Origin of the sequence: Amnibacterium sp. (assembly GCF_051956055.1) — a bacterium.
Lineage (GTDB): Bacteria > Actinomycetota > Actinomycetes > Actinomycetales > Microbacteriaceae > Amnibacterium.
Genome location: NZ_JBQCGC010000104.1, coordinates 1 through 12,041, shown reverse-complemented (window position 1 = coordinate 12,041; position 12,041 = coordinate 1). Strand labels below are relative to the sequence as shown.

Here is a 12,041-nt window from a genome sequence, read left to right as displayed (position 1 = left end):
CGCCGCCCCGCCCTGGGCGCCGGGGCGGGCCCTCGCCGGGCTTGGTTTTGCCTGGAGCGGGGCACCCCGCGGCCCCCCCGTTCCCTGCAACACCTTCGATGAGCCGCACGGTCAGCCCTCCAGCACGACGAACGCGGACGCGATACCCGCGTCGTGGCTGAGCGACAGGTGCGTCGAGGTCACCCCGAGCAGCGCGAGCCGCGTCGCGACCTCCCCGCTGGTGACGAGACGCGGCCTCCGCGACGGATCGCTCTTCACCACCATGTCGTGCCAGGTGAACCCGTTCGAGTCGCCCGCCGCCTTGATCAGCGCCTCCTTGGCGGCGAACCGCGCGGCGAGGGAGGAGAGCGGCAGGTCCCGCTCGCTCCGGGCGAAGAGGCGGTCGCGCAGCGGCGGCGTGCGCTCCAGCGACCTGCCGAACCGTGCGATGTCGACCACGTCGACCCCGATGCCCAGGATCACTCGACCGTCACGGACTTCGCGAGGTTCCGGGGCTGGTCGACGTCGAGCCCCTTGGCGGTCGCGAGCTCCATCGCGAACTGCTGCAGCGGTGCCACCGCGAGCAGCGGCTCGAACATGGTGCCCGCGAGCGGGATGCGCAGCACCTCGTCCGCGAACGGCAGGACCGCCACGTCGCCGGCCTCCGCGACCGCGAGCACGTACGCGCCGCGAGCGCGGATCTCCTGGATGTTCGACACCACCTTCGGGTGCAGGCTGGAGCTGTCCCGCGGGCTCGGCACGATCACGAACACGCGCTGTCCCGGCTCGATGAGCGCGATCGGCCCGTGCTTCAGCTCCCCGGCCGCGAAGCCCTCCGCGTGGATGTACGCGAGCTCCTTCAGCTTCAGCGCCCCTTCGAGCGCGACGGGGTAGCCGACGTGCCGCCCCAGGAACAGCACGCTGCGGGTATCCGACATCTGGCGCGCCATCTCGCGGACCGCCGGCCCCTGGGCGAGCACCTCCTGCAGCTTCGCGGGGAGCGACTGCAGCTCGGCGACGAGCGAGCGCGACGTCTCGTCCGACAGCGCGCCCCGCACCCGGCCCAGGTGGAGGCCGAAGAGGTAGAGCGCGGCCACCTGCGCGGTGAACGCCTTCGTCGACGCGACCGCGACCTCCGGCCCCGCCCGCGTGTAGAGCACCGCGTCGGACTCGCGCGCGATGGTGGCGCCCTGCGTGTTGCAGATCGACAGGGTGCGCGCGCCGCGCTCGGCGGCGTACTTGACCGCCATCAGCGTGTCCATCGTCTCGCCGGACTGGCTGATGGAGGCGACCAGCGTGGTCGGCGTGAGGACCGGGTCGCGGTACCGGAACTCGTGCGCGAGCTCGACCTCGACCGGCACGCCCGCCCACTTCTCGATCGCGTACTTGCCGAGCAGGCCCGAGTACGCGGCGGTCCCCGCCCCGAGCAGCACGATCCGGTCCACGTCGCGCAGGACCTCGTCGGGGAACCCGTCCGCGATCTCGTCGAGCACGACGAGGCCGTCGTGGACGCGGCCGAGCAGGGTCTGCTCGAGCGCCTCCGGCTCCTCGCTGATCTCCTTCGCCATGAAGCTCGACCAGCCGCCCTTCTCGGCGGCGGAGGCGTCCCAGGCGACCTCGTACTCCTCTCCCTCGACCGCGTTGCCGTCGAAGTCGGTGAGCTCGATGCCCTCCGGCCGGATCGCGACGATCTGGTCCTGCCCGATCGCGAGGGCGCGGCGCGTGTACTCGACGAACGCCGCGACGTCCGACCCGAGGAACTGCTCCCCGTCACCCAGGCCCACCACGAGCGGCGAGTTGCGCCGCGCGCCGACGACGAGCCCCGGCTCGTCGGCGTGGACGGCGAGGAGGGTGAACGCGCCGTGGAGCCTGCCGACGACCGCGCGGAAGGCGGTGAGGAGGTCGCCGGAGCGGCGGTACTCCCGGCCGAGCAGCACCGCGGCGACCTCGGTGTCGGTCTCGCTGGTGAAGCCGAAGCCCTCCGCGAGCAGCTCGTCCTTCAGCGTCGCGAAGTTCTCGATGATGCCGTTGTGGATCAGCGCCAGCCTGCCGTCGTCACCGAGGTGCGGGTGCGCGTTCGCGTCCGTCGGGCCGCCGTGCGTCGCCCAGCGGGTGTGCCCGATGCCCGTGCGCGCGTCAGGGAGCGGCGCGTGGAGCAGATCCGACTCGAGCACCCCGAGCTTGCCCGCCCGCTTGTGGGTGACGAGCGCACCGTCGTCGTCGATCACCGCGACGCCCGCCGAGTCGTACCCGCGGTACTCCAGCCGCTTCAGGCCACCCACGAGCACGTCGATCGCGGCCCGCGGTCCTACATATCCGACGATCCCGCACACCCGGACGAGCCTACTTGCCGCCCGATCAGGGGTCAGGTGCCGTCACTACGATCGAGCACCGTGTCGGATCGCACCGCGGCCGCAGCCGGCCACGGCCCGAGCCCGTTCATCGAGATCGAGCGCGCCCGTTGGGCGGCGCTCGCCGGCGAGACGCCGCAGCCGCTGTCCGCCGCGGAGCTGCACCGGCTCGCGGGGCTGGGCGAGCCGCTGGACGAGCACGAGGTCGCGGAGGTCTACCTGCCGCTCAGCCGCCTCCTGAACCTCTACGCGACCGGCGCGCGCCGGCTGCACTCGCGCACGAGCGCGTTCCTCGGCACCAGGTCGGAGACGACGCCGTTCGTGATCGGGGTGGCCGGATCCGTGGCCGTGGGCAAGTCGACCGTCGCCCGGCTGCTGCGCGAGCTGCTCTCCAGATGGCCGGACACGCCGAAGGTCGAGCTCGTGCCGACGGACGGGTTCCTGCTGCCGAACGCGGAGCTGGAGCGGAGGGGGATCCTCGGCCGCAAGGGCTTCCCCGAGTCGTACGACCGCCGTGCCCTCCTGCGGTTCGTCACCGCGGTGAAGAGCGGCGCGGAGGAGGTGCGGGCGCCCTTCTACTCGCACGAGCGGTACGACATCGTGCCAGACGCCGAGCTCGTGGTGCGGCGGCCGGACATCCTCATCATCGAGGGGTTGAACGTGCTGCAGCCGCCGAGCAGGAACGGCCTCGCGGTGAGCGACCTGTTCGACTTCGGGGTCTACGTCGACGCCCGCACGCAGCACATCGCCGAGTGGTACGTGCGCCGGTTCGAGCGGCTGCAGACGGCGGCGTTCGCGAGCCCGGCCTCCTACTTCCACCGGTACGCGGACCTGGGGCCGGCGGAGTCGCGGGAGACGGCGCTCGGCTTCTGGCGCTCGATCAACGAGCCGAACCTCCGGGAGAACATCCTGCCGACGCGCTCGCGCGCCACGCTCGTGCTGAAGAAGGCCGAGGACCACGCGGTCCACTCGGTCCTGCTCCGCAAGATCTGACCCCCACGTCCGAGCGAGGGCCCGCGCCCGGCGGAGCTCAGACGCGGTTCAGCGGGAGCGTCGACGGGTGACCGCCGCGCCGAGCACACCGATGAACAGGAACAGGCCGAACTGCCACGGAGCGCCGACGAGCAGGTAGAAGTAGGTGAGGTGCAGCGCCCTTCCCACCGGGGCGAGCACACGCCCGGGCTCCAGCGCGACCTGCGCCTGGTCCGGTGGCCACACCGCGAACAGCACGGTCGCCAGAACGACCGAGCCGACCGCCATGCCGAGGAGCGGCAGCAGCCGGTCCGACCGCAGCCGCCACGCGCGGGTCGCCGCGAAGGCGAGCACCAGCACACCGGCGACGTAGACGAACGGGAGGACGAGCAGCACGACGTCGAACCCCGCGGGCAGCACGAGCCACGCCGAGACGACGAGCGGCAGGCAGAGCAGGCCCCCGATCACCGCGAGCCGGCGGATGCCACGGCGCTGCACCTCCCGGTCCAGCTGCGGCTCGGGCCGACTCACGGGGTGTCCGGGAGCGCGAGCCGCGCGCGGACCACCTCGGCGAGCGACCCCGCGACGGTCTGCGCCGTCCGGAGCTCTGCCGCCTCCACCATCACCCGGACGACCGGCTCGGTGCCCGACGGCCGGAGCAGCACGCGCCCGGAGTCGCCGAGCTCCTCCTCCGCTGCGGCGACGGCCTCAGCGAGCTCGGGGTCGTCCGTCCGGGTGCGGTCCACCCCGGTGACGTTCAGCAGCACCTGCGGGTAGATCGTCACCTCCGCAGCGAGGTCCGCGAGGGGCCGGCCGGATCGCGCGACCTCGGCCATCAGGTGCAGACCGGTGAGCAGCCCGTCACCGGTGGTCGCGAAGTCCGACATGATCACGTGGCCGGACTGCTCGCCCCCGAGCGAGAGGTCCCTGGCGCCGAGCTCCTCGAGCACGTAGCGGTCGCCGACCCGGGTCTTCAGCACCCGGATACCCGCGTCGCGCATCGCCAGGTGCAGACCGATGTTGCTCATCACCGTCGTCACGAGCGTGTCCTCGCGGAGGACGCCCCGCTCGTGCATCGACTTGGCGAGGATCGCCATGATGCGGTCGCCGTCCACGAGGTCGCCGTTCGCATCGACGGCGAGGCACCGGTCCGCGTCGCCGTCGTGGGCGATGCCCGCATCCGCACCGCGCCGCCGCACCTCCGCGGCGAGCGCGTCGAGGTGCGTCGAGCCGACCCCGGCGTTGATGTTCATGCCGTCCGGATCGTTGCCGATCGGGATGACCTCGGCGCCCGCGAGGTGGAACGCCTCCGGGGAGACCCCCGCTGCGGCGCCGTTCGCGCAGTCGATCACGATCGTCAGGCCGTCGAGGCGGTGCGGCAGCGACTCGATGAGGTGGACGATGTAGCGGTCCTCGGCGTCCGCGAACCGACGGATGCGCCCGACCTCGGCGCCGACGGGCGCGAGCGGCACCTCCGCCATCGCGGCCTCGATGCGGTCCTCGATCTCGTCCGGCAGCTTCCGGCCGCCGGCGGCGAAGATCTTGATCCCGTTGTCCGGAGCCGGGTTGTGCGAGGCGCTGATCATCACGCCGAAGTCGGCGCGGATGTCCGCGATCAGGAACGCCGCGGCCGGCGTCGGGATGACGCCCGCGTCGTAGACGTCCACGCCGGACCCGGCGAGCCCCGCAGCGACCGCGGCTGCGATGAACTCACCGGAGATCCGCGGATCGCGTGCGAGCACGGCGAAGGGACGGCGGCCGTCGGCGCGCGGGCCGTCGCCGAGGACGTGCGCGGCCGCCTGCGCGAGGGACAGGGCCAGTTCGGCCGTGACCTCGCGGTTGGCGAGACCGCGCACGCCGTCCGTGCCGAAGAGCCGGGGCATGGAGCGGTGGCGCGACCGGAAGGTCAGCGCTTGGAGAACTGCGGCGCCTTGCGCGCCTTCTTCAGACCGGCCTTCTTGCGCTCCTTGACCCGCGCGTCGCGGCTCAGGAAGCCGGCCTTCTTCAGGCCGGACCGGTTGTTCTCGGCGTCGATCTCGTTCAGCGCCCTGGCGATGCCGAGGCGCAGCGCGCCGGCCTGGCCGGAGGGGCCACCGCCCGAGATCTTCGCGATCACGTCGTACGCGCCGCCCAGCTGCAGGACGGTGAACGGGTCGTTGATGAGCTGCTGGTGCAGCTTGTTCGGGAAGTAGTCCTCGAACGTCCGGCCGTTGATCGTGATGGTGCCGGCGCCGGGGATCAGGCGGACGCGGGCGATCGCCTGCTTACGCCGGCCGACCGCCGCACCCGGGACCGTCAGCGGCGGGCGCTCGACCGCCGGCGCGGCTGCGGGCTCGGAGGAGGTGCTGAACGTCGCCGGGGTGTCGATGGAGTCTGCGATGCGTGCCATGTCTCTAGCTGTCTCTTCCGGTGCCTACTGGGCGACCTGGGTCAGGGTGTACGGCGTGGGCTGCTGCGCGGCGTGCGGGTGCTCGGCGCCCGCGTACACCTTCAGCTTCTTGATCTGGGCACGGCCCAGCGAGTTCTTCGGCAGCATGCCGCGGATCGCCTTCTCGACGGCCTTGGTCGGCTGCTTCTCGAGGAGCTCCGAGTACGAGACGGCCTTGAGCCCGCCCGGGTAGCCCGAGTGGCGGTACGCCAGCTTCTCGTCGCGCTTCGACCCCGTGAGCGCCACCTTCTCGGCGTTCACGATGATGACGAAGTCGCCGCTGTCCATGTGCGGGGCGAAGGTCGCCTTGTGCTTGCCGCGGAGGAGGGCGGCGGCGTGGCTGGCGAGACGGCCGAGCACGATGTCGGTCGCGTCGATGACGACCCACTCGTGGGTGATCTCGCTCGCCTTGGGGCTGTACGTGCGCGTCACAGTGTTCACGCTTCCTGGTTCGAGGTGGTCGTGGATCCCGCTCCGGTGCCGGTTCCATGGCCGCGGCGCGGCCGGAACGAGCGGTGGAGGGCTCGAAGCCGAACGGGAGCGTTCCCGTAGGGCCGATCGATCGTACCTGAATCCGGACCGGACCGCGAACACGCTCGCGCGTTCAGGGCAGCTCGCGCCGGGCCCGAGCCTGCTCGGCCTGCGCGGCGAGGTCCGCGTCGGCCGGGTACCCCACCTCCACGAGCGTCAGACCGTGCGCGGGCGCGACCGCGAACTCGTTCGTCCGCACCGGCGTGTGCAGCAGCGCCGGGAGCCGCTCCGGGGCGATGCGCCCGACGCCGACCGCGATGCTCGCGCCGACGAGCGCCCGGACCATGTTGTGGCAGAAGGCGTCCGCCTGGACCTCCGCGACGAGGACGCCGGTCTCCTCCCGGTGCCAGGTGAGGGCTTGGAGGTGCCGGATCGTGGTCGCGCCGGGACGCGGCTTGCAGAAGGCGCCGAAGTCGTGCAGCCCGGTGAGCCCCGCGACCGCCGCGCGCATCCTCCCCTCGTCCAGCTCACGAGGGTGGCTGAGGGTCCTGCGCCTCTCGAGCGGATCCCTCGCAGGCAGCCGGTCCGCGATCCGGTACCGATACCGCCGGAACACCGCGGAGAACCGCGCATCGAAGCCGGCCGGGGCCGCAGCCGAGCGGTGGACGACGATGTCCCCCGCCTCCGCGAGCAGGCCCGTGAGGCGACGGGCGATCAGGTCGAACCCACCCGGGCCGGCATGTCCACGGGTCAGCGCATCGCGCTGCGGCTCGGTGAGATCGAGGTGGGCCACCTGCCCGGTCGCGTGCACGCCGGCGTCCGTGCGACCGGCGACGACGAGCCGGGGAGCGGGCCCCTCCGCGCGGCCGACGGCGACCGCCAGCGCGCGTTCGAGCTCGCCCTGCACGGTCCGCAGCCCCGGCTGCGCGGCCCAGCCGGCGAAGTCGGTGCCCTCGTAGGCGAGGTCGAGCCGCACGCGCACGGTCCCCTCCATGCCCCCATCGTGCCCGACCCGCGGCGCCTCGGGCCGCGGAGGCCCCGGGCAGCGGCCGCGTGGTCCGGGCGGGCAGGATGACCCCATGCCGCTGCCAGTGGACCACACCATCGAGCCGATGCTCGCCAAAGCGGTGCCGACCGTGCCCACCGTGGCCCCCGGCGGGGGCGGCCTCCTGTACGAGCCGAAGTGGGACGGGTTCCGTGGCGTGGTCGCCTACGACGGCGAGACCCTGGCGATCGGCAGCCGCGGCGGCAAGGAGCTGACGCGGTACTTCCCCGAGCTCGTCGCCGGACTCGTCGCCGCGCTGCCCGGCCCGTGCGTGCTCGACGGCGAGGTCGTGGTCCCCTCCGGCGAGCCGGGCGCACAGCGGCTGGACTGGGAGGCGCTCTCGCAGCGGATCCATCCCGCCGCCTCCCGGATCGCCCGGCTCGCGGCCGAGACCCCCGCGTCGTTCATCGCGTTCGACCTGCTGGCGGAGGGCGAGCGCTCCCTACTCACCGTGCCGTTCGGGGAGCGCCGCGCGGCCCTCGAGACGCTGCTCCCCTCCCCCGCCGCCCCGCTGTTCGTGACGCGGGTCACCGACGACCCGGCGGTGGCGGAGCGGTGGCTCGGCGAGTTCGAGGGGGCCGGGCTGGACGGCGTCGTCGCCAAGCCCATCGGCGCCGCCTACGCGCCGGCCAAGCGCACCATGCTCAAGGTGAAGCACCACCGCACCGCGGACGTGGTCGCGACCGGGTACCGCGTGCACGCGAGCGGCCACGGGGTCGGCTCCCTGCTGCTGTCGCTCTACGACGATGACGGGGTGCTGCGCCAGGTCGGGGGCGTGTCCGCGTTCACGACCCGCGTGCGGGAGGAGCTCGTCGACGAGCTCGCCCCCCTCGTGGCACTCGACGAGGACGGGCGTCCGCAACGCGGCGAGGGCGAACGGAACCGGTTCTCGTCCTCGAAGGACACGTCGTTCGTCGTGCTGCGGCCGGAGCGGGTGCTCGAGGTCCGGTACGACCAGATGGAGGGCGCGCGGTTCCGCCACACGGCGCAGTTCGAGCGCTGGCGCCCGGATCGTCAGGCCCGGTCCTGCACCTTCGAGCAGCTCGAGGTCCCGCACGCGTACGACCTCGGCGCGGTGCTCCGGTGACCGTCCGGATCGGTGCCGTGGAGCTCGGCACCGGGCGCCCCAGGATCTGCGTGCCGCTCACGGGCACCACGGTGGACGCGCTCGCCGCCGAGGCGGCCGCCGTGCGTCCGGAGGTGGCGGACCTCGTCGAGCTGCGCATCGACCGCTTCGAGGAGATCGGGAGCTCCCGCGCGGTCGAACGGGCGATCGACGCCGTCCGGGCGGCGCTCGATCCGGCCCTGCCGATCCTCTTCACCTGCCGGAGCGCTCGGGAGGGCGGGGGCGCGGCCCTCCCTCCCGCGCTGCTCGAGGCGGTCTCCTCGGTCGCGGCCGGGCACGGCGCCATCGCCGCGGTCGACGTCGAGATGGAGGCGACCGGCGGCCTCGCGCGCACCCTGGCCGCCCGCGTGCACGAGCACGACAAGGTGGTCGTGATGTCGTTCCACGACTTCACCTCGACGCCTCCCCACGACGAGATCGTCGACCGCCTCGCGCGACAGGCCGAGCTCGGTGCGGACGTGGTCAAGCTCGCGTGCACCCCGCGGACCGCCGCCGACGTGCTGCGGCTCCTCGGTGCCACGGCCGCCTACGCGGCGCGGCCCGACGCGCGCCCCGCGATCACCATGGCGATGGGGCCGCTGGGTGCCGTGTCGAGGGTCGTGGGCGAGGCGTTCGGCTCGGTCGTCACGTTCGGCACCGTCGGCGCGGCCAGCGCGCCGGGACAGCTCGACGCCGGACGCCTCCGGGACGCGCTCGACCTCCTCCACGAGGCCCGGCAGCAGGACTCATGAATCCGGGGATCCGGGCGCTGCTCGCGCGGATCCCCGAAGCGATGACGTGCTCGGGTCAGTCGGGCTGCCTCGCCCTCGACGGCTGCACGCGGGGCGGCTCCCCCGGCATCTTCGGGTAGTCGGGCGGGAAGGGCAGCTCGCCCTCGCCGTTCGCGAGATCGCGCTCCCACCACGCCAGCAGCGTCCCGAGGCCGCCCGCGGCGTCGTGCATCCGCGCCCACGGGTCGCCGACGTCGCGCAGCCGAGCAGGCACCGTCCGGACCGTGAAGGCGGCGGGGTCGACGCCGGCCGCCAGCTCCTCCCACGTCACGGGCGTCGAGACCGTGGCCGCGGGCAAGGGGCGCGGGCTGTACGCGCCCGCGATCGTGCGGTCCCGCGCGGCCTGGTTGTAGTCGAGGAAGACGCGCTGCCCGCGCAGCTCCTTCCACCAGGCGGTCGTGACGTCCTCCGGCCGCCGCCGCTCGAGCTCCCTCGCCGCGGCGATCACCGCATGCCGCACCTCGAGGAACTCCCACTCCGGCCGGATCGGCGCGTACAGGTGCAGCCCGCGGTTGCCGGAGGTCTTCACGAACGCGGTGAGCCCCGCCTCCGCGAGCACGTCCCGCATGCCGAACGCGGCATGCGTCGCCTCCGCGAGCGCGGTGCCGGGCTGGGGATCGAGGTCGATGCGCAGCTGATCGGGGAAGTCGGGAGCGGCTGCCCGCGAGGGCCACGCATGGAACACGACCGTGTTCATCTGCGCCGCCCAGACGATCGCCGCCGGCTCGTCGAACACGAGCTGCGGGTGCACCCGCCCGGAGGGGTACGTCACGTCGACCGTGCGGATCCAGTCGGGTGCGCCCTTCGGCGGGTTCTTCGAGAAGTACGACTCCCCCATGACGTCGCCGCCGAAGCGCTGCAGCGACACGGGCCGGTCGCCGTTCGCCGCGAGGAAGGCGCCGGCGGTGGCGATGAAGTACTCGACGAGGTCGAGCTTCGTGATCCCGGCCTCGGGCCACAGCACGCGCGACGGGCTGGACACCCGCATCGACCGGGTGCCGTGGGGTCCGTCGACGTCGACGGTCGTCGCCTCGCTCGCCATGGGCCGAGCGTAGAGCAGGTGCATTTCGAAGGGGTTCCTGCCGGAACACGCCGCGCAGGATCCCCTTCAAAACGCACGGGTGGAACAGCGGAAGGCCCGGACACCTCGTGGTGTCCGGGCCTTCGTGCTGTGGTGCTGCCGCGTGTGTGAGCGCGGGTCAGGAGGCGGGCGTCGCCGGCTTCTCGTCGGGCGTCGTCGGCTCGTCGGCGGCGGGCGCCTCGGCCTCCGGTGCGTCCTCGGCGGTCTGCGCCGCGGACTCCTCGACCTCGGCCGCCTCGGGCGTCGCCGCCTCCGGCTCGACCGGTGCCGACTCCTCGACGGTCTCGGTCTCCTCGACCGGCACGGCCGGGGACACCGACGACGACGGACGCGTGCGCGAGGAGCGCTTCGGCGCGACCGGCTCGAGCACGAGCTCGATCACGGCCATCGGCGCGTTGTCGCCCTTGCGGAAGCCCGTCTTGGTGATCCGGGTGTAGCCGCCCTGCCGCTCCGCGACGAGGGGCGCGATCTCGGTGAAGAGCTCGTGCACCACGGTCTTGTCGTTGATCGTGCGCATCACGCGCCGACGCGCGTGCAGGTCGCCGCGCTTCGCGAACGTGACCAGGCGCTCGGCGACCGGACGCAGGCGCTTCGCCTTGGCCTCGGTCGTCTGGATCGAGCGGTGCTCGAACAGCTGCGACGCGAGCTGGCCGAGCAGCATGCGCTCGTGCGCCGGTCCGCCGCCGAGACGGGGTCCCTTCGTGGGCCTGGGCATGATCAGTTCTCCTCGTCGTCGTAGGCGGAGTAGAAGTGCGTGCCGTCGAAGCCGGGCACCGCGTCCTTGAGGGAGAGGCCGAGCTCGACGAGCTTGTCCTTCACCTCGTCGACGGACTTCTGACCGAAGTTGCGGATGTTCATCAGCTGGGTCTCGGAGAGCGAGACGAGCTCCGACACCGTGTTGATGCCCTCGCGCTTGAGGCAGTTGTAGGAGCGGACCGACAGGTCCAGGTCCTCGATCGGCATCGACAGCTCGGAGGACACCAGCTGGTCGACCGGCGCCGGGCCGATCTCGATGCCCTCGGCCGCGTTGTTGAGCTCGCGGGCGAGGCCGAACAGCTCGGTGAGCGTGCGGCCGGCGGAGGCGATGGCGTCGCGCGGCGAGATCGCCGGCTTCGTCTCCACGTCCACGACCAGGCGGTCGAAGTCGGTGCGCTCGCCCGCACGCGTCGCCTCGACGCGGTAGGTGACCTTGAGCACCGGCGAGTAGATCGAGTCGACCGGGATCTGGCCGGCCTCGGAGAACTCGCTGCGGTTCTGCGTCGCCGAGACGTAGCCGCGGCCGCGCTCGATCGTGAGCTCGAGGTCGAAGCGCGCCTTGTCGTTCAGCGTCGCGATGAGCAGCTCGGGGTTGTGGATCTCCACGCCGGCCGGCGCCGAGATGTCGGCGGCGGTGACGGGGCCCTCGCTCTGCTTGCGCAGGTAGGCGGTGATCGGCTCGTCGTGCTCGGACGAGACGACCAGCTGCTTGATGTTCAGGATGATCTCGGTGACGTCCTCCTTCACACCGGGGATCGTCGTGAACTCGTGCTGGACGCCCTCGATGCGGATGGACGTGACCGCCGCGCCCGGGATGGACGACAGCAGGGTGCGGCGGAGCGAGTTGCCGAGGGTGTAGCCGAAGCCCGGCTCGAGCGGCTCGATGACGAACCGCGAGCGGAACTCGCTGATGGGCTCCTCGGCGAGGGTGGGTCGTTGTGCGATCAGCACGATGGTGTCCTTTCGTGTCCGCTATATGACACAGAGGGGAGGGTTCCGGAGGGCTCCGGGGGCTTGCGGAGGCCGCGCGCACGGACGAGGGCGCAGGCCCTCATCCGTGCG

Annotated in this window: 13 protein-coding genes; 3 read left to right on the top strand and 10 right to left on the bottom strand. The window is 72.7% G+C overall.

All coding sequences use genetic code 11. The features are described from left to right. Nucleotides 1–111: 111 nt before the first annotated feature. Both ACTHLI_RS14565 and glmS read right to left on the bottom strand, forming a co-directional pair. On the bottom strand, nt 112–462 hold the full coding sequence (locus tag ACTHLI_RS14565) for a holo-ACP synthase (protein WP_440185154.1): 351 nt from the start codon (nt 460–462) through the stop codon (nt 112–114). Continuing rightward, complete coding sequence (gene glmS / locus ACTHLI_RS14560; protein ID WP_440185152.1) at nt 459–2,312, bottom strand: glutamine--fructose-6-phosphate transaminase (isomerizing); 1,854 nt, start codon at nt 2,310–2,312, stop codon at nt 459–461. The genes ACTHLI_RS14565 and glmS overlap by 4 nt, the downstream gene beginning before the upstream one ends. Nucleotides 2,313–2,372: 60 nt before the next feature. On the opposite strand from glmS, the gene coaA reads away from it, so the two are divergent. Beyond that, nucleotides 2,373–3,323 (top strand): type I pantothenate kinase, encoded by a 951-nt coding sequence (gene coaA, locus ACTHLI_RS14555; protein ID WP_440185149.1) that lies wholly within the window; start codon nt 2,373–2,375, stop codon nt 3,321–3,323. A 48-nt stretch (nt 3,324–3,371) separates the two neighbouring features. Here coaA and ACTHLI_RS14550 read toward each other — a convergent pair whose 3' ends face one another. The 5 genes from ACTHLI_RS14550 to truA all read right to left on the bottom strand — a co-directional run bounded on the left by ACTHLI_RS14550 (nt 3,372) and on the right by truA (nt 7,195). After that, entirely contained in the window at nt 3,372–3,833 is a 462-nt protein-coding gene (locus ACTHLI_RS14550) for a hypothetical protein (protein ID WP_440185147.1), read from the bottom strand. Next, nucleotides 3,830–5,185, bottom strand: a complete 1,356-nt coding sequence (gene glmM, locus ACTHLI_RS14545; RefSeq protein WP_440185144.1) for a phosphoglucosamine mutase — start codon at nt 5,183–5,185, stop codon at nt 3,830–3,832. The genes ACTHLI_RS14550 and glmM overlap by 4 nt, the downstream gene beginning before the upstream one ends. Nucleotides 5,186–5,208: 23 nt before the next feature. Continuing rightward, nucleotides 5,209–5,691, bottom strand: coding sequence for a 30S ribosomal protein S9 (gene rpsI / locus ACTHLI_RS14540; protein ID WP_440185141.1), 483 nt, complete (start codon nt 5,689–5,691; stop codon nt 5,209–5,211). A gap of 24 nt (nt 5,692–5,715) precedes the next feature. Continuing rightward, entirely contained in the window at nt 5,716–6,162 is a 447-nt protein-coding gene (rplM, locus tag ACTHLI_RS14535; protein ID WP_440185156.1) for a 50S ribosomal protein L13, read from the bottom strand. 172 nt (nt 6,163–6,334) lie between these two features. Continuing rightward, the gene (gene truA / locus ACTHLI_RS14530) at nt 6,335–7,195 is read right to left on the bottom strand and encodes a tRNA pseudouridine(38-40) synthase TruA (RefSeq protein ID WP_440185138.1); all 861 of its coding nucleotides are present in this window, start codon (nt 7,193–7,195) and stop codon (nt 6,335–6,337) included. 85 nt (nt 7,196–7,280) lie between these two features. On the opposite strand from truA, the gene ACTHLI_RS14525 reads away from it, so the two are divergent. Both ACTHLI_RS14525 and aroD read left to right on the top strand, forming a co-directional pair. Then, nucleotides 7,281–8,333, top strand: a complete 1,053-nt coding sequence (locus ACTHLI_RS14525) for an ATP-dependent DNA ligase (protein ID WP_440185135.1) — start codon at nt 7,281–7,283, stop codon at nt 8,331–8,333. Continuing rightward, nucleotides 8,330–9,103 (top strand): type I 3-dehydroquinate dehydratase, encoded by a 774-nt coding sequence (gene aroD / locus ACTHLI_RS14520; RefSeq protein ID WP_440185132.1) that lies wholly within the window; start codon nt 8,330–8,332, stop codon nt 9,101–9,103. The genes ACTHLI_RS14525 and aroD overlap by 4 nt, the downstream gene beginning before the upstream one ends. Nucleotides 9,104–9,158: 55 nt before the next feature. Here the strand turns inward: aroD and ligD are convergent, their stop codons facing one another. The 3 genes from ligD to ACTHLI_RS14505 form a co-directional block, all read right to left on the bottom strand. After that, nucleotides 9,159–10,184 carry a non-homologous end-joining DNA ligase gene (gene ligD / locus ACTHLI_RS14515; RefSeq protein WP_440185129.1) on the bottom strand — a complete coding sequence of 342 codons (1,026 nt, stop codon included), beginning with the start codon at nt 10,182–10,184 and terminating at the stop codon, nt 9,159–9,161. A 157-nt stretch (nt 10,185–10,341) separates the two neighbouring features. Further along, nucleotides 10,342–10,938: a 50S ribosomal protein L17 gene (gene rplQ / locus ACTHLI_RS14510; RefSeq protein WP_440185127.1), complete on the bottom strand. Its 597-nt coding sequence runs from the start codon at nt 10,936–10,938 to the stop codon at nt 10,342–10,344. 2 nt (nt 10,939–10,940) lie between these two features. Beyond that, nucleotides 10,941–11,930, bottom strand: a complete 990-nt coding sequence (locus ACTHLI_RS14505; RefSeq protein WP_440185124.1) for a DNA-directed RNA polymerase subunit alpha — start codon at nt 11,928–11,930, stop codon at nt 10,941–10,943. Nucleotides 11,931–12,041: the final 111 nt, after the last annotated feature.

Coding starts and splice junctions, on each gene's coding strand:
- glmM (WP_440185144.1), bottom strand. CDS start 5,185: ATGCCCCGGCTCTTCGGCACGGACGGCGTGCGCGGTCTCGCCAACCGC.
- truA (WP_440185138.1), bottom strand. CDS start 7,195: ATGGAGGGGACCGTGCGCGTGCGGCTCGACCTCGCCTACGAGGGCACC.
- ACTHLI_RS14525 (WP_440185135.1), top strand. CDS start 7,281: ATGCCGCTGCCAGTGGACCACACCATCGAGCCGATGCTCGCCAAAGCG.
- rplQ (WP_440185127.1), bottom strand. CDS start 10,938: ATGCCCAGGCCCACGAAGGGACCCCGTCTCGGCGGCGGACCGGCGCAC.
- rpsI (WP_440185141.1), bottom strand. CDS start 5,691: ATGGCACGCATCGCAGACTCCATCGACACCCCGGCGACGTTCAGCACC.
- ligD (WP_440185129.1), bottom strand. CDS start 10,184: ATGGCGAGCGAGGCGACGACCGTCGACGTCGACGGACCCCACGGCACC.